Source organism: Dickeya chrysanthemi NCPPB 402, assembly GCF_000406105.1.
Classification (GTDB): Bacteria; Pseudomonadota; Gammaproteobacteria; order Enterobacterales; family Enterobacteriaceae; genus Dickeya; species Dickeya chrysanthemi.
This window is the reverse complement of sequence record NZ_CM001974.1, coordinates 31085-50552: the sequence shown is the minus strand read 5'-3', so window position 1 is coordinate 50552 and position 19468 is coordinate 31085. Positions and strand designations below refer to the sequence as shown.

17 protein-coding genes are annotated in these 19468 nt (G+C 58.7%); 10 read left to right on the top strand and 7 right to left on the bottom strand.

All coding sequences use genetic code 11. From position 1 onward, the window contains the following. Window positions 1-758: 758 nt before the first annotated feature. The 4 genes from glyS to DCH402_RS22090 all read right to left on the bottom strand — a co-directional run bounded on the left by glyS (window position 759) and on the right by DCH402_RS22090 (window position 4978). Window positions 759-2828, bottom strand: a complete 2070-nt coding sequence (gene glyS / locus DCH402_RS00375; protein WP_039998917.1) for a glycine--tRNA ligase subunit beta — start codon at window positions 2826-2828, stop codon at window positions 759-761. A gap of 9 nt (window positions 2829-2837) precedes the next feature. Beyond that, complete coding sequence (gene glyQ, locus DCH402_RS00370; protein ID WP_012767825.1) at window positions 2838-3752, bottom strand: glycine--tRNA ligase subunit alpha; 915 nt, start codon at window positions 3750-3752, stop codon at window positions 2838-2840. Window positions 3753-3896: 144 nt separating this feature from the next. Next, the gene (locus tag DCH402_RS00365) at window positions 3897-4703 is read right to left on the bottom strand and encodes a sulfite exporter TauE/SafE family protein (protein ID WP_039998914.1); all 807 of its coding nucleotides are present in this window, start codon (window positions 4701-4703) and stop codon (window positions 3897-3899) included. 53 nt (window positions 4704-4756) lie between these two features. After that, entirely contained in the window at window positions 4757-4978 is a 222-nt protein-coding gene (locus DCH402_RS22090; RefSeq protein WP_152486885.1) for a hypothetical protein, read from the bottom strand. Here DCH402_RS22090 and DCH402_RS00360 point away from each other — a divergent pair. The 3 genes from DCH402_RS00360 (at window position 4956) to ghrB (ending at window position 7340) form a co-directional block, all read left to right on the top strand. Then, entirely contained in the window at window positions 4956-5516 is a 561-nt protein-coding gene (locus DCH402_RS00360; RefSeq protein WP_039998913.1) for a DNA-3-methyladenine glycosylase I, read from the top strand. The genes DCH402_RS22090 and DCH402_RS00360 overlap by 23 nt on opposite strands. Continuing rightward, window positions 5513-5968, top strand: coding sequence for an N-acetyltransferase (locus DCH402_RS00355; protein ID WP_039998912.1), 456 nt, complete (start codon window positions 5513-5515; stop codon window positions 5966-5968). The genes DCH402_RS00360 and DCH402_RS00355 overlap by 4 nt, the downstream gene beginning before the upstream one ends. A gap of 409 nt (window positions 5969-6377) precedes the next feature. Then, entirely contained in the window at window positions 6378-7340 is a 963-nt protein-coding gene (gene ghrB, locus DCH402_RS00350; protein ID WP_039998911.1) for a glyoxylate/hydroxypyruvate reductase GhrB, read from the top strand. A 72-nt stretch (window positions 7341-7412) separates the two neighbouring features. Here ghrB and DCH402_RS00345 read toward each other — a convergent pair whose 3' ends face one another. After that, entirely contained in the window at window positions 7413-8621 is a 1209-nt protein-coding gene (locus tag DCH402_RS00345; RefSeq protein WP_039998908.1) for an aldose 1-epimerase family protein, read from the bottom strand. Window positions 8622-9014: 393 nt separating this feature from the next. Here DCH402_RS00345 and DCH402_RS00340 point away from each other — a divergent pair, with 393 nt between their 5' ends. The 7 genes from DCH402_RS00340 to DCH402_RS00310 all read left to right on the top strand — a co-directional run bounded on the left by DCH402_RS00340 (window position 9015) and on the right by DCH402_RS00310 (window position 17844). Further along, window positions 9015-10271, top strand: a complete 1257-nt coding sequence (locus tag DCH402_RS00340; RefSeq protein ID WP_039998906.1) for a valine--pyruvate transaminase — start codon at window positions 9015-9017, stop codon at window positions 10269-10271. Window positions 10272-10536: 265 nt separating this feature from the next. Next, window positions 10537-12180: a TIGR04028 family ABC transporter substrate-binding protein gene (locus DCH402_RS00335; RefSeq protein WP_039998904.1), complete on the top strand. Its 1644-nt coding sequence runs from the start codon at window positions 10537-10539 to the stop codon at window positions 12178-12180. A gap of 29 nt (window positions 12181-12209) precedes the next feature. Continuing rightward, entirely contained in the window at window positions 12210-13151 is a 942-nt protein-coding gene (locus DCH402_RS00330; protein ID WP_039998902.1) for an ABC transporter permease, read from the top strand. Between the two features lies 1 nt (window position 13152). After that, complete coding sequence (locus DCH402_RS00325) at window positions 13153-14013, top strand: ABC transporter permease (RefSeq protein WP_039998900.1); 861 nt, start codon at window positions 13153-13155, stop codon at window positions 14011-14013. Continuing rightward, complete coding sequence (locus DCH402_RS00320; protein ID WP_039998899.1) at window positions 14010-15659, top strand: dipeptide ABC transporter ATP-binding protein; 1650 nt, start codon at window positions 14010-14012, stop codon at window positions 15657-15659. Before DCH402_RS00325 ends, DCH402_RS00320 begins: the two co-directional genes overlap by 4 nt. Before the next feature lie 29 nt (window positions 15660-15688). Beyond that, a complete protein-coding gene (locus DCH402_RS00315) occupies window positions 15689-16729 on the top strand; it encodes a putative FMN-dependent luciferase-like monooxygenase (protein ID WP_039998898.1) in 1041 nt (346 codons plus the stop codon). Next, window positions 16726-17844, top strand: coding sequence for an alkylhydroperoxidase domain protein (locus tag DCH402_RS00310; RefSeq protein WP_039998897.1), 1119 nt, complete (start codon window positions 16726-16728; stop codon window positions 17842-17844). Before DCH402_RS00315 ends, DCH402_RS00310 begins: the two co-directional genes overlap by 4 nt. Window positions 17845-17998: 154 nt before the next feature. On the opposite strand, the gene glk is transcribed toward DCH402_RS00310, so the two are convergent. Together glk and DCH402_RS00300 are read right to left on the bottom strand one after the other, a co-directional pair. Next, window positions 17999-18967 carry a glucokinase gene (gene glk, locus DCH402_RS00305; protein ID WP_039998896.1) on the bottom strand — a complete coding sequence of 323 codons (969 nt, stop codon included), beginning with the start codon at window positions 18965-18967 and terminating at the stop codon, window positions 17999-18001. A 140-nt stretch (window positions 18968-19107) separates the two neighbouring features. Then, entirely contained in the window at window positions 19108-19398 is a 291-nt protein-coding gene (locus DCH402_RS00300) for a DUF3861 domain-containing protein (RefSeq protein ID WP_039998895.1), read from the bottom strand. Between the last annotated feature and the right edge of the window lie 70 nt (window positions 19399-19468).

Here is a 19468-nt window from a genome sequence, read left to right as displayed (position 1 = left end):
TCAGCCTTTCAGGGCCGCAGCACGCTGCGTTCAACTCTGCTCCCGGCAGAGTTGTCGTTCACCCGAATCACTTTCATCGAGATTCTCTCTCTTGCAGCGTTACAAGGCCAGAAACCCGAATTATTTGGGGTATAGTATGTAGTAATTGGCCCTTTACATTTCATGGTTTACTACTAAAAAAATATAAAATGTTTTTTATTTCAATGAAATAAAACGTCAACTCACACACAATATAATGCGAATAAACTCTCTTTTTCTGGTCTGTCTACACTCGATATACTAAACGCCTGCAATAGGCTAGCCATATCAATTTCAGCCCCTTCAAAAGGGAGTAAACCGTGTCTACGTTGTTCCCATAAATTATGACAATCACCACTAAATTTACTTAGATAATAAGACCGTAAAAAAATAAATTAATAGCATTATAATTATAATCTTTGGTTAAATTTCATTACCGAATGTACTACAGATAAATCACTACTTTTTATGTCAAAGTAATTTATTAAAGATAACTAAATTATTCTCCTATATACTAATCAAAAACGCCAGAAATAATCCTTCATAGGTTTTATAGATAATAATAAGATCTAACAATATTGTCGTAGTTAGACAAGTTTCTTAAGAAGATCAATATTCACTAATAACTGAGCTAGTCATGCACTACAGCACAATGTTAATAAATCTCGAAGTACTCTTTACAAAAAAAAGAACCTCCATCTGGAGGCTCTCTGTTTACAGGCATATGTCCACGCGCTGACTTACTGCAACACTGAAATATCCGCGACTTTCAGGAACAGGTTACGCAGTTCGTTGAGCAGCGTCAGGCGGTTGATACGCACCTGTGCGTCATCGGCGTTTACCATCACCTTATCGAAGAAGTTATCGACTGACTCACGTAACTGTGCCAGTTCCGCCAGCGCTTCCTGATAACGGCCCTCGGCAAACCACGGCGCCAGCTTGCTGGTCAGCGCGGTAACGTAGGTCGCCAGTTGGATTTCTTCCTTCTCTTTCAGCAACGCCGCCTGCACGCTGTCGTTCAGCGTTTCGGTGGACTTAGCCAGAATGTTGGAAACACGCTTGTTGGCTGCCGCCAGCGCTTCGGCTTGCTCCAGTGTACGGAAGTGGCTCACCGCTTTCACGCGGGCATCGAAATCCGCCGGGCGAGTCGGACGACGCGCCAGCACCGCCTGAATGGTATCCACGCTGTGGCCTGCTTCCTGATACCAGGCGCGGAAACGGCCCAACATGAACTCGATGACATCGTCGACCACGTTGGCGTTAGTCAGCTTGTCGCCGTACAAACGCACCGCTTCTTCTGTCAGGGTTTGCAAGTCCAGCGGCAGGCGTTTTTCCACGATGATGCGCAGTACGCCCAGCGCCGCACGGCGCAACGCGAACGGGTCTTTATCGCCTTTCGGGTGCTGACCGATGCCGAAAATCCCTGCCAGCGTATCCATCTTGTCGGCGATCGCCAGCGCACAGGCTACCGCGGAAGACGGCAGTTCATCGCCGGCAAAGCGCGGCTGATACTGCTCGTTCAGCGCCACCGCCACGTCTTCGGCTTCGCCGTCGTGACGAGCGTAGTGCATCCCCATCACACCCTGGGTGTCGGTGAATTCAAACACCATGTTGGTCATCAGGTCGCATTTAGACAGCAGGCCCGCGCGTTTGGCGTGCTCCACATCGGCACCGATCTGCCCGGCTACCCAACCGGTCAGTGCCGCGATGCGATCGGTCTTATCGCGCAGCGTGCCCAGTTGCTGCTGAAACAGCACGGTTGCCAGACGCGGCAGATGATCTTCCAGGCGTTTTTTACGGTCGGTATTGAAGAAGAATTCGGCGTCGGCCAGACGCGGGCGCACCACCTTCTCGTTACCGGCGATGATCTGCTGCGGGTCTTTCGATTCAATGTTGGCGACGAAGATGAAATTCGGCAGCAGCTTGCCGGCATTGTCGTAAACCGGGAAGTATTTCTGGTCGCCTTTCATGGTATACACCAGCGCTTCTGCCGGCACCGCCAGGAATTTCTCTTCAAATTTCGCCGTCAGCACCACCGGCCATTCCACCAGCGAAGTGACTTCTTCCAGCAGGCTGTCGCTCAGATCGGCATTACCGCCAATCTTGCGCGCCGCCTCTTCGGCGTCGGCTTTGATTTTGGCTTTACGCGCGTCGTAATCGGCGAGCACCTTGCCGCGTTCCAGCAGAATCTGCGGGTACTGGTCGGCGTTATCGATGGTGAATTCCGGCTCGCCCATAAAGCGGTGGCCGCGAAGGGTACGCCCGGAATCGATACCCAGCACGGTGCCGGGGATCAGTTCATCACCCAGCAGCAGCGTCACGGTGTGTACCGGGCGCACAAACTGGGTGTCGTTATCGCCCCAGCGCATCAGTTTCGGGATCGGCAGTTTTGCCAGCGCGGTACTGACCATACCCGGCAGCAGCGTCTGTGCCGCCTCACCTTTCACCTGCGCGCGGAACAGCAGCCATTCGCCCTTGTCGGTAGTCAGGCGCTCAGCCTGCTCGACGGTGATACCGCAACCACGCGCCCAACCTTCGGCCGCTTTGGTCGCTTTACCTTCAGCATCAAACGCCTGCGCGATGGCCGGGCCACGTTTTTCCACTTCCCTATCCGGCTGGGATGCACTCAAACCGGCGACTTTCAGCGCCAGACGACGCGGCGCGGCAAACCAGCTGACCGACTGATAACCCAGCCCGGCGGTATCCAGTTCAGCGGTAAAGTTGGCGGCGAAAGATTCCGCCAGCGTACGCAAAGCTTTCGGCGGCAGCTCTTCGGTGCCGATCTCCACCAAAAATGTCTTGTCTGTCATCGCTGCCTCTCAGCTCTGTTTACGATTGCACATCGGGAAGCCCAGCGCCTCGCGGGAGGCATAGTAGGCTTCCGCCACCGCTTTGGTCAGGGTACGGATCCGCAGGATGTAGCGCTGACGTTCGGTCACGGAAATGGCTTTACGCGCGTCCAGCAGATTGAAGCTGTGGGCGGCTTTCAGAATGCGCTCGTAAGCAGGCAGCGGCAGCGGTTTTTCCAGCGCCAGCAATTGCTGGGCCTCTTTTTCATACTGCTCGAAGCAGGTAAACAGAAAATCCACATCGGCGTACTCGAAGTTATAGGTCGATTGCTCCACTTCGTTCTGATGGAATACGTCGCCGTAGGTGGTTTTACCCAACGGGCCGTCGCTCCACACCAGGTCGTAAACGCTGTCCACGCCCTGAATGTACATCGCCAGACGTTCCAGACCGTAGGTTATCTCGCCGGTCACCGGTTTGCACTCCAGGCCGCCCACCTGCTGGAAATAGGTGAACTGGGTGACTTCCATCCCGTTCAGCCACACTTCCCAGCCCAGTCCCCAGGCACCCAGCGTCGGGTTTTCCCAGTTATCTTCCACGAAACGAATATCGTGGATGGTCGGGTCCATCCCCAGTTCTTTTAGCGAACCGAGGTACAGTTCCTGAATGTTGTCCGGCGACGGCTTAATGATTACCTGAAACTGGTAGTAGTGTTGCAGGCGGTTCGGGTTCTCACCGTAGCGGCCGTCGGTAGGACGGCGGGACGGTTGCACATAAGCGGCGGCGATCGGCTCCGGGCCAAGCGCACGCAGGCAAGTCATAGGGTGAGAAGTGCCGGCGCCGACTTCCATGTCCAGAGGTTGGACAATAGTGCAGCCCTGACGCGCCCAGTAATCCTGTAACGTCAGGATCAGGCCCTGAAAGGTCTTGGTATCAAACTTTTGCATGTTGGATTCGCACGCGATACAAGTGGTTTTTACAATGAAGCCGCCAGTATACCCTCTGAGTGCAAGATATACAGCCAGAATGCGGCAACAACTTAAGCCGCATAACTCTGTAGCCGGGTTTTCCTTCCGGTTCCCGCGTCGCGATCACCCCGCAAACACGGTATGCAGCATTTTCAGGCTCAACAGCAACAACAATCCGGCAAACGCTTTTTTCAAGGTGGCGACCGGCAAGCGATGCGCCAGCCGCGCGCCCACCGGCGCGGTGAAGAAGCTGACCGCCGAGATCAACGCCACCGCCGGCAACGAAACATAACCGACGCTGAACGCAGGCAGGCCGGTAGCGGACCAGCCGTTGATCATGTAGCCCAGCGCGCCGGAGAGGGCAATCGGCAAGCCGACCGCCGCCGACGTGCCGATCGCCTGCTGAATACGTACGTTGCACCAGGTCAGAAACGGCACGGTGAGCGAGCCGCCGCCAATCGCCACCAGTGCGGAAATACCGCCGATAGTCAGCCCGGCCAGCGACATGCCCGGCACACCCGGCAACTGTCGGTTGGGTTTGGGCTTGATGTTCAGCACCATTTGCAGCGAGACATAGGCCATAAAGCAGGAAAAGAAAATCGCCAGCGCGCGAGTCGGCAACAGCGCCGCCAGCCAGGTAGCGGCGAAGGTCCCTACCAGAATCGCCGGTGTGATGCGCCATACCACCGGCCACAGCACCGCCTGATGTTGATGGTGGGTGCGCAGGCTGGAGATGGCGGTGATCACAATCGCCGCCATGGAGGTCCCCAGCGCCAGATGCACCAGATGCGCCGTTTCCACGCCCTGCCCGGCAAACAACGCCGTCAACACCGGCACCATGATGCCGCCGCCGCCAATCCCCAGTAACCCGGCCATAAATCCCACCACGGCGCCCAGCGCCAGATAGGCCAGCATCCACTCAATCCCCATTATCGTCCCCTGCTACTGATACTCATCGTCGTTTTTTTAATTTGATTCCGGTGTCATGTTACATACAGCCCTGTCTGGCCGGGGTTGCATCGCACCGCACTTAGGCTGATGATCGCCACACCACGCGGGTGGCGGGTGATGCGCTGAAACCGGCCATCATCAATACCAACAATGCCGGCGGATAACAATGTTTGTAATAACGGCGTCTGTAATAACAACGTCTGTAATAACAACCGGGGGAAGGAGAAGAGGATGACGCGCTGTGGTTGGGTCACGCAGGATACGCTGTATCAGGATTATCACGACAACGAGTGGGGAAACCCCTGCACCGATAGCCGTGCGCTGTTTGAACTGCTTTGTCTGGAAGGCCAGCAAGCCGGGCTGTCGTGGATAACCGTGCTGAAAAAACGCGAGCACTACCGCCATTGTTTCCACGGATTTGATCCGCACCGGGTGGCGGCCATGACCGATGACGATGTGAACCGGCTGGTGCTGGACCCCGGCATCATCCGCCATCGTGGGAAAATTGAGGCCATCATCCGCAATGCCCGCGCCTGGCTGACGATGCAACAACAAGGGGAAGACTTTGCCGCTTTTATCTGGTCCTTCGTCAACCATCAGCCGGTGATCAATCACCCAACGTCGCTGACCGACGTGCCCGCCAAAACAACGGTGTCGGACGCCATGTCCAGGGCGCTGAAAAAACGCGGGTTTACCTTCATCGGTTCCACTATCTGCTATGCCTTTATGCAGGCCGCCGGGCTGGTAAACGACCATACTACCGACTGTTGCCGTCATCCGGAGGCGTCATGATTCGACCTTACCGGCCGCAAGACCTGGAGCCGCTGGTACGGCTATGGCGGGAAAGCACCACGCTGGCACACCCGTTTATCGCGCCGCGCTATTGGCAGGAAAGCGAGGAGCTGGTGCGCGGCCACTACATTCCCCACTCGCAAACCTGGGTTTATGAGAGCAGTCAGGGCATCGGCGGTTTTATCAGCGTGATGGATCAACGCTTTATCGGCGCGTTGTTTGTGCACCACAGCCTGTATGGTCAGGGGGTCGGTGCGGCGCTGATGCAACATATTCAGCACCGCTTTCCGATGCTCAGCCTGGAGGTATACCAACAGAACCATCGCGCCTGCGCCTTTTACCGCAAACAGGGATTTACTGCCGTGCAGGAAAATTACCAGCACGAAACCCAGTCACGCTTATTGATCATGCACTGGCAGGATCAGGCGTTGCTCGCCTCCGTTCTCTCCTGAACTCGCGTTGGGTTACGGGAAAACGCCCCAGCCTCAACGTACCCGATATGGTTGCATTATCATCAAAAAGTGATACTTTATAACATAACACTTACCCCGCCGGGGTGAGTGCCTCTCATCTTTGATTTGTCGTGCTGTTGATTCCAGTCAATACCAGGGTTTTTAGCAGGAGCGCACCTTCTGGCCCATCAGAGGGCGCGCCGCCTGACTTGCAGTCTCCGTCCATGTCGCCCATCATGCCTGAAGCAGGCAGTGTGCCCCGTTAGGAAATCACGAACAATATCTGATGGTTTAACCCTCTAAATCTTTCTGGGCAATGGCACGGCAACAGCCTGGCCGCGATATGCAAAGCTAACGGAATCACCTGCGTTTAAACACAACCGTCGTCTTAATCAGCCGGAGTGAACTGATGAAACCTGAAGTGATTCTCTACAAAAGCATCCCTGACGATTTACGCAACAAGCTGGAACAGCACTTTACCGTCTCGATGTTTGATGGCCTGCCGCCTGCCGACCATCCGGTATTGGCGCGTACCGAAGGGTTGATCGGGGCCGGGCATACCGTCAGCCGGGACTATCTGTCTCACCTGCCAAAACTACGGGCGGTGTCTACCGTGTCGGTGGGTTACGACAACATTGACCTTGCTGCGCTGAACGAGAAGAAAGCGTTGCTGATGCATACCCCAACGGTACTAACCGAAACGGTGGCGGATACCGTGTTGACGCTGATGTTGATGACTGCCCGCCGGGCGATGGAATCCGCCGAACGGGTGAAAGCCGGTGAGTGGACGCGCAACATCGGTGAAGAGTGGTTCGGCATTGATGTTCACCACAAAACCATCGGCATTCTGGGGATGGGGCGCATCGGTCTGGCGGTGGCGCAACGGGCGCACTTTGGCTTCGGCATGCCGGTTATCTACCACGCTCGTCGACGTCATGAGGCGGCGGACACCCGTTTCAACGCCTGCCACTGCGATCTCGATACCCTGCTGGCGGAGTCGGATTTTCTGTGCATTACCCTGCCGCTGACGCCGGAAACCCATCACCTGATCGGTAAAGCGCAACTGGCGAAGATGAAATCCAGCGCCATTCTGATCAACATCGGTCGCGGCCCGGTGGTGGATGAACAGGCGCTGATCGAGGCATTGACTGAGGGTACTCTGCACGCCGCCGGTCTGGATGTGTTCGAGAAAGAGCCGCTATCGGTGGACTCACCGCTGCTGAAGTTGCCCAATGTGGTCGCGCTGCCGCACATCGGCTCGGCCACCCATGAAACCCGCTACAACATGGCGGCCTGCGCGGTGGATAACCTGATCGCCGCCCTGAGCGGCAACGTTAAAGAAAACTGCGTTAATCCGGACGTGCTGAAGTAATTCAGCGCGCTAATTGACGCATCCTCCTTCCCGAAATCAGGAAGGAGGATTCTCACGCGAAGAGCAATGTGATTACTCTACCGCGATCGGTTTCTCAGTCAGCGTGGTAGTGCGGTCGCCCTGAATCGCTTTCACTTTCTGCTCGGTTTGTTGTACCGCCGCCGGGCTGCTTAACAGACTGTAGGTCAGCTCGAAAATGGTGCTTTGGCCGGGTTGCAGTTTCTTCACCCGCCCTTGCTGGCGTTCAATGGTGACTGGGTAGGCGTAGCTGGTGCCTGGCTCGATGCCGGTGACGTAGCCCTGTTTCAGGGTATCAGTGTTTTTCCACAGCGTCAGCAGCGGCAACTGATGGGTATCAAAGGCGATGGACACCCCTTTGTCGCCGGCGCGATTCACCAGCGCGGCCAGCGTCTTACCGTCTTTATCCGCGTACGGCGTCATGTTAAACACCATCTCGTCGAAGCCTTTGGTCGGCCCTTTATAGGTTTGCCAGCTTTTCAGACCGGCTTTGGCGTAGTCATTGAACGGCGAAATCTCTTTTACCGGTGCCAGGAAACGCGCGCCCTCTTCCAGAATCGGGGTGCCGAAGTTGCTGTGATAGATAATCTGGTAGTCGCGCGCGTAATCCGACTTATTGGTCAGCACGTCATGAATGGTAAACGACTCACTGCCCGGCACGTAACGCAGTTCAGTCCAGGTTTCGAGGTTGGATTTCTTAAAACTGTTTTCCTTCAGCAAACCGCGCACCGTGATGGTGTACGGCGCTTTATCGCTGACATCCACCATCACTTTTGACGCCGGCGTATTGCCGGCGCGGCCGTGCAGGGTGTAAATCATGCCGTCGCTGGTGACCGGATGGCCGGTCCACTCATAGCCGCAGCGCACCATCATTTCATTGAAACCTTCCAGCCAGCCCACCCCGTTGCGGCCTTCCAGTGTGATGGTATTCGGGTTGACCACCTCATCCACCGGGGAATCCCAGCCCAGTCGGATGTTTTTGCCGGTGACATGCAGTAAATCCATGCCGCGCGTCGGGCTGAGGGTAATTTGCAGCCCGTTCGGACTGGTGATGGTGAGAATTTTACTGCCTTCCTGACGCCCGCCGTGCAGCACTTTCTGCTCGATGCTGAAGCGCTGATCCTTGATCTTCAGCGCATCGCTGCTGATCTGCCAGTTGCCTTTCTCGGTGCTGCTTTCAACGTCCGTCAGCACGAAAGTTTGAGCCGATGCCTGCCAGGAAACCAGCGCCAAAGCGATACTCATTGCCAGTACATTTTTCATCCCATTCGTCCTTATTAGCTGAATTGATTAAGCCTGTGAGGCTCAAAGACTACAAATCCAACTGACGGGAGAATGTGACTGCAATCACCAGATAACCAATGGCCTTTTTTTCACATCAGATTTGCATGATTCATCACAATCTATTTAAGTATCGCTAACGGTTTTGCATAAAAAACGCGATCAAGATCAGATAAAAGCTGACGCGCGTTCAGCTTTCTGTGCCTTTCAGAAAGAAGAGGCTGAAGCGGCAAATCAATATTCTAGAGTAATACTCCGGCATAACAAAAATATATAGTTAAAAACAAGGTGATGGTATTTCCGCCGTGATTGCACCGGCACGGCACGCACGCTAAGGTGTCGGTTTACCTGTGCTTCACCCTTTATTGACAAACTATGAACTTTTCCCGTTTCGGCAACAAATTTACCCGCCATGCCGGTATTACCCAACTGATGGACGACCTGAACGACGGGCTGCGCACCCCCGGTGCCATCATGCTGGGCGGCGGCAATCCGGCTCATATCCCGGCGATGGACGACTACTTTCAGCAGTTGTGTCGCGACCTGTTGGATCAAGGAAAACTGACCGATGCCCTGTGCAACTACGACGGCCCACAAGGCAAAGATGTACTGCTGCACTCACTCTCCGGCCTGCTGCGCGAACAGTTCGGCTGGGAGATTGGACCACAGAATATTGCTCTGACCAACGGCAGCCAGAGCGCGTTTTTCTACCTGTTTAATCTGTTCGCCGGCCAAACCGATGACGGCCAACGCCGTCGGGTACTGTTCCCGCTGGCGCCGGAATACATCGGTTATGCCGATTCCGGACTGGATGAGGACATGTTCGTCTCCGTTCGCCCGCAGATCGAGCTACTGCCCGCCGGGCAATTCAAATACCACGTCGACTTCGAGCAACTGCGCATCACCGACGATATCGGCATGATTTGCGTCTCGCGGCCCACCAACCCCACCGGCAACGTACTGACCGACGAGGAACTGCTGCATCTGGACGCGCTGGCCCGCGAACATCAGATTCCGCTGGTGATCGACAACGCCTACGGCGTACCGTTCCCCGGCATTATTTTCAGCGACGCCACGCCGCTGTGGAACCCGAACATTATCCTGTGCATGAGCCTGTCCAAGCTCGGCTTGCCCGGTTCGCGCTGCGGCATCGTGATCGGATCGGAACACGTTATCGAAGCACTCGGCAACATGAACGGCATCGTCAGTCTGGCGCCCGGTTCCATCGGCCCGGCACTGGCGCACGAGATGATTCAGCGTGGCGACCTGCTGCGGTTGTCCAACGACGTAGTGCGGCCGTTCTACCGCCAGCGGGTGGAGCAGACCATCGCCATTATTCGTCGTTACCTGCCGCCGGAAGTGTGCCTGATCCACAAACCGGAAGGAGCGATTTTCCTGTGGCTGTGGTTCAAAGACCTGCCTATCACCACTGAGGCGCTGTACCAGCGGCTGAAACAGCGCGGCGTGCTAATGGTGCCAGGCCATTACTTCTTCCCCGGTCTGGAACAGGAATGGCCGCACGCTCACCAGTGCCTGCGCATGAACTACGTGCCGGAGCCGGAAAAAATCGAGCAAGGCGTCGCTATTCTCGCCGAAGAGGTGGAGCGGGCGCGACAAGAAGGCGGCGTCTGACACCCCGAAACAGACGCGCCACACTCGGTGCCGCACCCCAACACTTGGCGTGCGGCAACACGCACATGATGAAGTAAAAATCGCCATATCCTCCTCTCGCCTGTCCGCCTTTACTTACCCCAAAAGCAAATATTTATTGCCGGTTTTGTACTTTGTGGTTTTGCCATGCCTGTGGAAGTATCCCTTTCGTATAACAGCCTTTTTCCAGCCCTGACATCACCTGCACAATGGCTGGCATCACTCTGATAACTAAAAGGAAAAAACCATGTCTGGTTTCTTGAACGCTCGGCAGAAGCGGGGAATGGGTCTGCTTGTTTTATTGGCGCTACTGGGGAATAGCGCACAGGCGCTGGCCGCCGACGCGTCGCCTAAAATCGGCGGCACCTTGATCTATCTTGAACAACAGCCACACACCAATTTGTATCCGCCGGCAGGCGGTTTTTATCCTAATGGCGGCATCCTCAACCAAATTACCGACAAGCTGACTTATCAGAACCCAGAAACGCTGGACATCGAACCCTGGATCGCCGAATCCTGGACTATCAACGCCGACAGCACCGAATACACGTTCAGACTGCGTCCCGGCGTTACCTTCTCTGACGGCTCACCGCTGGACGCCAACGCCGTCGCCAAAAATTTCGACACTTACGGGCTGGGTAACAAGGAACTGAACCAGCCGGTTTCCGAAGTGATCAACAACTACCAGCGCAGCGAAGTGATCGACCCGCTGACGGTGAAGTTCTACTTCAAAAAACCGTCGCCCGGCTTTCTGCAAGGCACCGCTGCCATCGGCTCCGGACTGGTATCGCTGAGCACGCTGGCGCGCAACTTCAACCAGTTGGGCGACGCCACTCGCATCATCGGCTCCGGCCCGTTTGTGGTCAGCAGCGAGAAACCGGGGCGTGAACTGAGACTGACAGCGCGTAAGGATTACCACTGGGCGCCGGTGAAATTCACGCATCAGGGCCGCCCTTATCTGGACAGCATCACCTATCTGGTGACGCCGGAAGACAGCGTGCGCATCGGCGCGCTGGTGTCCGGTCAGGCGGACTTCATCCGTCAGATTCAGGCCTATGACGAAAAACGGGTGCAGAGCGAAGGCATCCGCATCTACGCCGCACCGACTCGCGGCGTGAATAACAGCGTCAACTTCCGCCCGGATAACCCGCTGGTGGCGGATATCCGCGTGCGTCAGGCGCTGCGTTACGCCACCAACCCGAAAGAAATCATCCAGACGCTCTACTCCGATAACTACCCGCAGGCGACATCGGTGCTGGCGAAAACCGCCGCCGGCTACGTCAACCTCTCCGATAAGCTGACGTTCGACCCGGCCGCCGCCGCCCGCCTGCTGGACGACGCGGGCTGGAAAACCGGCGCGCAAGGCGTCCGCCAGAAAGACGGCCAGCCGCTGGTGCTGACCGCTTACGAATCGCCGCCGCAGCCGCAGAACAAGGAGATGCTGCAACTGGTGGCGCAACAGTGGGCCAAAGTGGGCGTGAAACTGAACGTACTGGCGGGCGACGCGGGCACCAAAACCCTCGACAGTCTTGACCCGCTGAAAACCGGTGTGTCGCCGGGCATGGTAGGACGCGCCGACCCGGATGTGCTGAAAAGCCAGTACTACCCGACGCTGCGCAACGTGCTGCTGCAAAAAGGCGGCGCCAGCGACAAGGTGAAAACCTTTGAAGACGCACACCTCAACACGCTGCTGGACGGCATCGCTTCCGCTACCGATCGCAGCAAACGGCTGGCGCTGGTGGGCGAAGTACAGAACTACCTGATCGATCAGGCGTATGTGATTCCGATTTTTGAAGAACCGCAGGTGTTCGCCGGGCGCGCCGCCACCAAAGGGATCGGCTTTGAAGCCGTGGGCCGCCCCAGTTTCTACAACACCTGGTTGGACAAGTAACCGGGCGAATCGACGACGGAGGGCAAAACGTGCGGATAACCTATCTGGCGACACGCCTAGGGCAGGCGCTGCTGGTGCTGTGGGCGGCATTTACTCTGTCGTTCATCCTGCTACAGGCGCTGCCGGGCGACGCGGTACTGATCAAATTCATGAGTCCGGAACTGGGGTTAAGCGCCGGCCAGATAGCTGAACTGCGGCTGGCCTACGGCGCCGATGTGCCGTTGCTGACCCAGTACGCCGCGTCGCTGTCGCGCCTGCTGCACGGCGACTTCGGGCTGTCGTTGCAGGCCGGGTTACCGGTCAGCGACCTGCTGGCGACCAATTTGCCGCCGACATTGCTACTGGCGGTGCTGGGGTTTAGCGTGGCGCTACTGCTGGCGTTCGCGCTGGCGTTTCTCTCGGCGCTGGCTTCATTCGCCTGGCTGCGCCAGCTATTTCAGTCGGTGCCGTCGCTGCTGATTTCCATTCCCACCTTCTGGCTCGGCATTGTGCTGATTCAGGTGTTTTCCTTCCGGCTGGGCTGGATTTCGGTGATCAACCCCGGCGAGTGGGAAGGGCTGGTTCTGCCGGTGCTGACGCTTTCGGTGCCGATTGCGGCGCCCATCGCTCAGGTGCTGATGCGCAGCATCGATCAGGTACTGGCGCAGCCGTTCGTGGCGGTGGCACGCGCCAAAGGGTTGAGCCGCCGCGGCGTGCTGTGGCGCCATGTGGCGCGCAACGCCATGCTGCCGGCGCTAACGCTGGCAGGCCTGTTGCTGGGCGAACTGATCGCCGGCGCGCTGATTACCGAAACCGTGTTCGGCCGCAGCGGGCTGGGCCAGTTAACGCAGGAAGCAGTCAACACCCAGGACGCCAGCGTGTTGCAGGCCATCGTGCTGGTTTCCGCGACGGCGTTCGTGGCGGTCAACCTGTTGGTCGACCTGCTCTACCCGTGGCTTGATCCGCGTCTGAAAACCGCCCCGGAGGTATGATATGGCGAGTATTCAACTGGAAAAAATCGCTTTTCCGCTGCTGCGTAAGACGCCGCGCTTGCGCCGTTATGCCGCACAACCCGGTCTGGTGCTCGCCTGGCTGGTGCTGCTGACGGTGGTGCTATGGGCGCTGTTCCCCGGCCTGTTTACCCACGCGTCGCCGATTGAGGGCGTACCGGGTGCGCAGCGTCTGGCGCCGGGCGGCGGCTATCTGCTCGGCACCGACCAACTGGGGCGCGACCTCTACACCCGCATCGTCTACGGTTCGACGCATTCGCTGTCCGGCGCGGTGATCGCCGTGTCGCTGGGTCTGGTGTTCGGCAGCCTGCTGGGGCTGCTGGCGGGCGCGGCGGGCGGCCGGCTGGATACGCTGGTGATGCGTACCGTCGATGTGCTGCTGGCCATTCCCGGCCTGTTGCTGGCACTGAGCGTCATCATCCTGCTGGGGTTCGGCAACCTGAACGCCGCTATCGCGGTGGGCGTAACCTCGGTGGCTAACTTCACCCGACTGGTGCACGCGGAAGTGCTGCGCGTGCGCCGCAGCGATTACGTTGAAGCAGCGTTTGGCAGCGGCGGCACTTTTTGGGGCGTGCTGTGGCGCCACATTCTGCCCAACTCGCTCACCAGCGTGCTGGCGTTTGCCGCGTTACAGTTCGGCAGCGCGATTCTGGCGATCGCTACCCTGAGCTTCCTCGGCTATGGCGCGCCGCCGCCAACGCCGGAATGGGGGTTGTTGATCGCCGAAGGCCGCAACTATCTGGCCACCGCCTGGTGGCTGACCACCTTCCCCGGCCTGCTGGTGGTCGCCGTGGTGCTGGCGACCAACCGCATCAGCCAGTCGATCCGGAGACCAACGCGATGAGCCTGCCGCTGGGTTTACAAAGCAGTGCGACAGCACCGGTGCTGGAACTGGAAGACGTCGCCATCGCCTATCGCGGCGACGACGGCGAACGCACGGTGGTGGAAGGCGTGTCCTTCACCATCCAGCCCGGTGAAGTGGTGGCGCTGGTGGGCGAATCCGGCTCCGGCAAAACCACCACCGCGCAGGCGGTGATCGGTCTGCTGGCGAACAACGGCCGCCTGGCGCGCGGCGCGATCCGCCTTAACGGCACTGATATCAGCCGCTGGTCGCAACCACGGCTGGACAGTATTCGCGGCAGCGTGGTCAGCCTGGTGCCGCAGGACCCCGGCAGCTCACTCAACCCGGTGAAAACCATCGGCGAGCAGGTGGATGAAATTCTACGCCTGCACCAGAAAAGCGATCGCCACAGCCTGCGCCGGCAAACGCTGGCATTGCTGACACGCGTCGGGCTGACCGAGCCGGAACTGCGCGCCAGCCAGTACCCGCACGAGCTCTCCGGCGGCATGAAACAGCGGGTGCTGATCGCCATCGCCATCGCGCTGAAACCGGCGCTGATCATCGCCGACGAACCGACCAGCGCGCTGGACGTCACGGTGCAAAAACGCATTCTCGATCTGCTGGACGAACTGCGCCGGGAAAACGGCACCGCCATTCTGTTCGTCACCCACGATCTGGGGGTGGCCGCCGAGCGCGCCGACCGCCTGCTGGTGTTTCAGAAAGGCTATATTCAGGAACAGGGACCAACCCGGCAGGTACTGAACGCGCCGCAAAGCCAGTACGCTCGCACCCTGCTGGCGAACATCCCGTCGCTGGCCCCGGCCCGACGTCCATCACGCGCCGACGGTCAACCCGCCGCGCTCGCTCAACCGATTGTACAGGTGGAACAACTGGTGCAGGAATTCCCGCTGGCGGGCAACCGGAAAGCGCCATTCCGGGCGGTGGACCGGGTATCGTTCAGCGTGGCGCCCGGCACCACCCACGCTATTGTCGGCGAGTCCGGCTCCGGCAAGACCACCACCGCGCGCATGATTCTTGGCTTCCAGCGCCCGACCGCCGGCCGCATCTTGATCGACGGCACCGACATCACCCGGCTGCGCGGCGAAGCGCTGCGCCAGTTCCGCCAGACCATCCAGTTGGTTTATCAGAATCCGTTTAGCTCGCTCGACCCGTCGCAGCGGCTGTTCGACATCGTGGAAGAGCCGCTGCGCAATTTTAATCGTCACTCCCGGCCAGAGCGGACCAACCGGGTGCATGAGATGTTCGAACGGGTGGCGCTGCCCGCCTCGCTGCTGCAACGCCGCCCGCTTGAACTGTCCGGCGGCCAGCGCCAGCGGGTTGCCATCGCCCGAGCGCTGGTGCTGGAGCCGAAAGTGCTGGTGCTGGACGAAGCCGTCTCGGCGCTGGATGTCACGGTGCAAGCCCAGATACTGCGTTTGCTGGAGGAACTGCAAGCCTCACTGAGGCTGACCTATCTGTTTATTTCCCACGATCTCGCCGTGGTGCGGCAAATAGCCGATACCGTTTCCGTGCTGTATCACGGCAAACAGGTGGAATCCGGGCCGGTCGAGCAAATCTTCGCCCAGCCGGCCGAGCGCTATACCCGGGAGCTGATCGACGCGATTCCCGGCCAGCACCACGTCTCTTAAGGGACACAGCCTCAACCAAGGATTTAATCATGACTCAAAAACGTCTGGGGTTTTTCACCCGACTGTTAGATGACGTGCCCGCCGGGCAGCGTTACCGGCTGGCCGCCGAGCAGATCATCAAAGCGGAACAACTGGGCTTCGACAGCGCCTGGGTGGCGCAGCATCACTTTCACGCCGATGAAGGCGGCCTGCCGTCGCCGCTGGTGTTTCTGGCGCAGGTCGCCGCACAGACCCGGCGCATCCGACTTGGCACCGGGGTGATTACCCTGCCGATGGAACAACCGCTGCGGGTGGCGGAAGACACCGCCGTACTCGACCTGCTCAGCAACGGCCGGTTGGAGGTGGGCATCGGTTCCGGCGGTACGCCATCGTCGTTCGCCGCCTTCGGCCACAACAGCGAACAGCGCGGCGAGATTCTGGGCCGCTATCTGGCGCAGGTACGCGCCGCCTGGGCGGGGGAACCGCTGAGCTCGGACGACAACCAGCTTTACCCGGCCGCACCGCACCTCAACCACCGCGTGTGGCAGGCCACCTTCTCAATAGAAGGCGCCATCCGCGCCGGTCAGGCGGGCGACGGGCTGATGCTGTCCCGCACCCAACCGCGCCCGGACGGCGTCCCCGACGCCACGCTGGCCGACCTGCAAAACCCGATGATCGACGCCTATCTGGACGCGCTGCCGCCCGGCGTCGCGCCACGCATCATGGGCTCGCGCAGCGTATTCGTCGCCGACGATCGGGCGCTGGCGTTGCAACTGGCGCAAACCGGACTGCAACGTTCCGCCGCTCGGCTGGCCCAGTTGGGTCGTCCGGCGCGTAACGGTTCGGTGGAAGAGCTGATCGCGTCGTTTGACAGCCATGTCGGTACGCCGGACGACGTCATCGCCTCGTTGCAAGCCGACAGTTCGCTGGCGCGCACCACCGATCTGGCGTTTCAGGTGCATTCCATCGACCCGCCGCACGCCCATATTCTGCGTTCGCTGGAGCTGATCACTACCCGGGTCGCACCCGCGCTGGGCTGGTCGCCCGCTAAAGATAAACAAACCAACCCGATCGGGCAGGAGGTCGCATGACGCATTCAACATCCGATATTTTGGATACGCTGGCGGAGATCGCCGCGGATTCGCCGCTGGCGCAGGCCAGAGCGACGCGTGATGCCGCCACCCGGCATACGCAAGGCAGCTATGACGCGCTGTTTAGCCAGACGACGGGCGACGCTCTGCCGCTGGCGCTGCGCTTTTTCATCGCCGAAAAGGTCAGCAGCTGGCATCAAAATGCACGATTACAGCAGTTTTACGCCCAGCGGCTAGCGGATTTTTCGGCCCCGACACCCGGTGCGGCGCTGGACCGGGCGCTGGAACATGCCGAACGCCTGACCTACCAGCCGGTGGCGGCGCAGCCAGAACAGTTGCAAACATTGCAACAGGCGGGTTGGGCGGTGGATGATATCGTCACCCTGTCGCAACTGGTGGCGTTTGTCAGTTTTCAAAGCCGGTTGTTGCAAGGCTACCGGCTGCTGGCCGGTCACGCCGAAGAGCCGGCGCCCGCTGCGCCTGCCGCCGTTGCCGGTCGCTGGCACACCCAGTCGCTGACTCACAGCGGCAAAACCGCCCCAGAGGCGTTTACGCAGAACGAACTGGGTTGGGAACCCTGGATCCCCGCCAAACCGCTGGCGGAATTCACCACCGACGAACAGGCGATTCTGGCGCGCTTCGGCCATACTGATTCCGACTATTTCCGCCTGCTGGGTCGCAACCTGTCGGTGCTGGAGCAACGTACCCTCACCGATAAGGGGATTTTCTATACCGCTGGTGGCCTGCCGCGCAAAGACCGGGAGCTGGCCGCAGCAGTGGTCAGCAAGGTCAATGGCTGTATTTATTGCGCCTCGGTGCATGCCCGCAAGGCCAGCCAGCTATCGAAACAAGACGACGCGGTACAACGCCTGCTCGACGTAACGCCGGGCGGCGATCTCGCCGCCGGGCAGCACGCGCGCTGGCAGGCGATCATCACCTTCGTCGCCCTGCTGTCCACCACGCCGTCGCAAGTCAACGCGCAGGATCTGGCGCGACTGCGCGAACAGGGGCTGGACACGTTGGAGCTTCTCGACCTGATTCAGTCCACTGCGTTTTTCGCCTGGGCCAACCGGCTGATGCTGACGCTAGGCGAACCGTTCTGGCCGCCACGGTAAGTGATTGTTGTTCCATCGGGCAGCCTGTCAGTCTGGCGGGCCGTTTTCCGATCCAGCCAATACACGGCCTGGCCGCCGATGCTGACCGACAAGGCTGAAGAACGTATAGACAGTCCGGTAACCCGCAAGGTTACCGGCCGCTGACGAGCGTGGCTTACAGCGTCTGGCCCAATGCCTGACGCAGATACGCGCCGGCGCCCAACAGCCCTGGCTGCGGGTGAGAAATCATGAACACCGGAATGTCGGCCAGATAATCACGGAAGCGGCCTTTGTCTTCAAAGGCGCTGCGAAAACCGGAGTTGCGGAAGAATTCCAGGAAACGCGGTACGATGCCGCCGGCGATGTAAACGCCGCCGAAGGTGCCGAGCGTCAGCGCCAGATTGCCGCCAAAGCGCCCCATCAGCACGCAAAACAGCGACAACGCTCGCAGACAGTCCACATCGCTGTGCGCCAGCGCCCGTTCGGACACCACCTGCGGCGTCAGCGCTTCCGGCACCCGGTCGTCCGCTTTAACGATCGCCCGATAAATATTCACCAGCCCCGGTCCGGACAGTACGCGCTCGGCGGAGACATGCCCCAGTTCCTGACGCAACACCTGCAACAGGATGTCCTCTTCTTCGCTATTCGGCGCAAAATCGACGTGACCGCCTTCGCCCGGCAGGCTGAGCCATTTCCCATCCACCGGCAACAGGTGCGCCACGCCAAGCCCGGTTCCGGCACCGTATACCGCCACCGGCTTGCCCGCGACGGGCGCTGCGCCACCCAGTTGAATCACATCCTCCGGCGTCAGCACCGGAATCGCCATGCTGACGGCGGTAAAGTCGTTGATCACCGCCAGGCGTTCAAACCCCAGGCTCTGCCGCATGGCGGCAATCGAAAATGCCCAGTGATGATTAGTCATCTCCACCCAGTCGTCGGTCACCGGGCAGGCGATGGCAATACAAGCTTCTTTGATGGTGAGCTCCGCGTGTTCCGCCAGAAACAGACGAATCGCCTCTTCCAGACTGTCATGCTGCTGAACCGCGTACTGTTTGCTGTGCGACAACTTCCCATTCGCCAGTTCACACAGCGCAAGACGTGCGTTGGTGCCACCGACGTCACCTACCAGCGCATACTGATGCATAAATTACGTTCTCCCATTGAAATATCATCATGCGTACTTGAGCACACGGAGAAAGCCGTGCACCGCTAACGGCAAGCACGCCCGAATCTCACTCATCTTCACTGGCAGTCCATGCCGTCGGGGAAACGTAACACAATAAATCAGGCCGTCTCCCCCCGTTTCAGCCGCAGCATAAAGTCCCGAAATGCAGGTGCCAGGTCCCGGAACAGGTCCTCTTTGCGGTGGGTCATCATGACCTCGCTAAACAACTTCAGCCCGGTGCAGAACGCGGCAACTTCCGAGTCCGGCAAGATCCCTTTTAACCGAACTTTCTCAATAATTTCCAGAATATCGTCATGATTGGTGACGTCAAACGTCAATACGTGATTTTGCGGCGTTTCGTCGCGATTATCGGTGAGATTTTCCAGCGTGATACGATAGCGATAAGGCATGGTTTTATCCTTGCGGTAGAACGGTGCGATTGAATGGGCGGCCAGGTGTCGCCATATGGTTGATATTATC

Coding starts and splice junctions, on each gene's coding strand:
- glyS (WP_039998917.1), bottom strand. CDS start 2,828: ATGACAGACAAGACATTTTTGGTGGAGATCGGCACCGAAGAGCTGCCG.
- glyQ (WP_012767825.1), bottom strand. CDS start 3,752: ATGCAAAAGTTTGATACCAAGACCTTTCAGGGCCTGATCCTGACGTTA.
- DCH402_RS00365 (WP_039998914.1), bottom strand. CDS start 4,703: ATGGGGATTGAGTGGATGCTGGCCTATCTGGCGCTGGGCGCCGTGGTG.
- DCH402_RS00360 (WP_039998913.1), top strand. CDS start 4,956: ATGACGCGCTGTGGTTGGGTCACGCAGGATACGCTGTATCAGGATTAT.
- DCH402_RS00355 (WP_039998912.1), top strand. CDS start 5,513: ATGATTCGACCTTACCGGCCGCAAGACCTGGAGCCGCTGGTACGGCTA.
- ghrB (WP_039998911.1), top strand. CDS start 6,378: ATGAAACCTGAAGTGATTCTCTACAAAAGCATCCCTGACGATTTACGC.
- DCH402_RS00345 (WP_039998908.1), bottom strand. CDS start 8,621: ATGAAAAATGTACTGGCAATGAGTATCGCTTTGGCGCTGGTTTCCTGG.
- DCH402_RS00340 (WP_039998906.1), top strand. CDS start 9,015: ATGAACTTTTCCCGTTTCGGCAACAAATTTACCCGCCATGCCGGTATT.
- DCH402_RS00335 (WP_039998904.1), top strand. CDS start 10,537: ATGTCTGGTTTCTTGAACGCTCGGCAGAAGCGGGGAATGGGTCTGCTT.
- DCH402_RS00325 (WP_039998900.1), top strand. CDS start 13,153: ATGGCGAGTATTCAACTGGAAAAAATCGCTTTTCCGCTGCTGCGTAAG.
- DCH402_RS00320 (WP_039998899.1), top strand. CDS start 14,010: ATGAGCCTGCCGCTGGGTTTACAAAGCAGTGCGACAGCACCGGTGCTG.
- DCH402_RS00315 (WP_039998898.1), top strand. CDS start 15,689: ATGACTCAAAAACGTCTGGGGTTTTTCACCCGACTGTTAGATGACGTG.
- DCH402_RS00310 (WP_039998897.1), top strand. CDS start 16,726: ATGACGCATTCAACATCCGATATTTTGGATACGCTGGCGGAGATCGCC.
- glk (WP_039998896.1), bottom strand. CDS start 18,967: ATGCATCAGTATGCGCTGGTAGGTGACGTCGGTGGCACCAACGCACGT.
- DCH402_RS00300 (WP_039998895.1), bottom strand. CDS start 19,398: ATGCCTTATCGCTATCGTATCACGCTGGAAAATCTCACCGATAATCGC.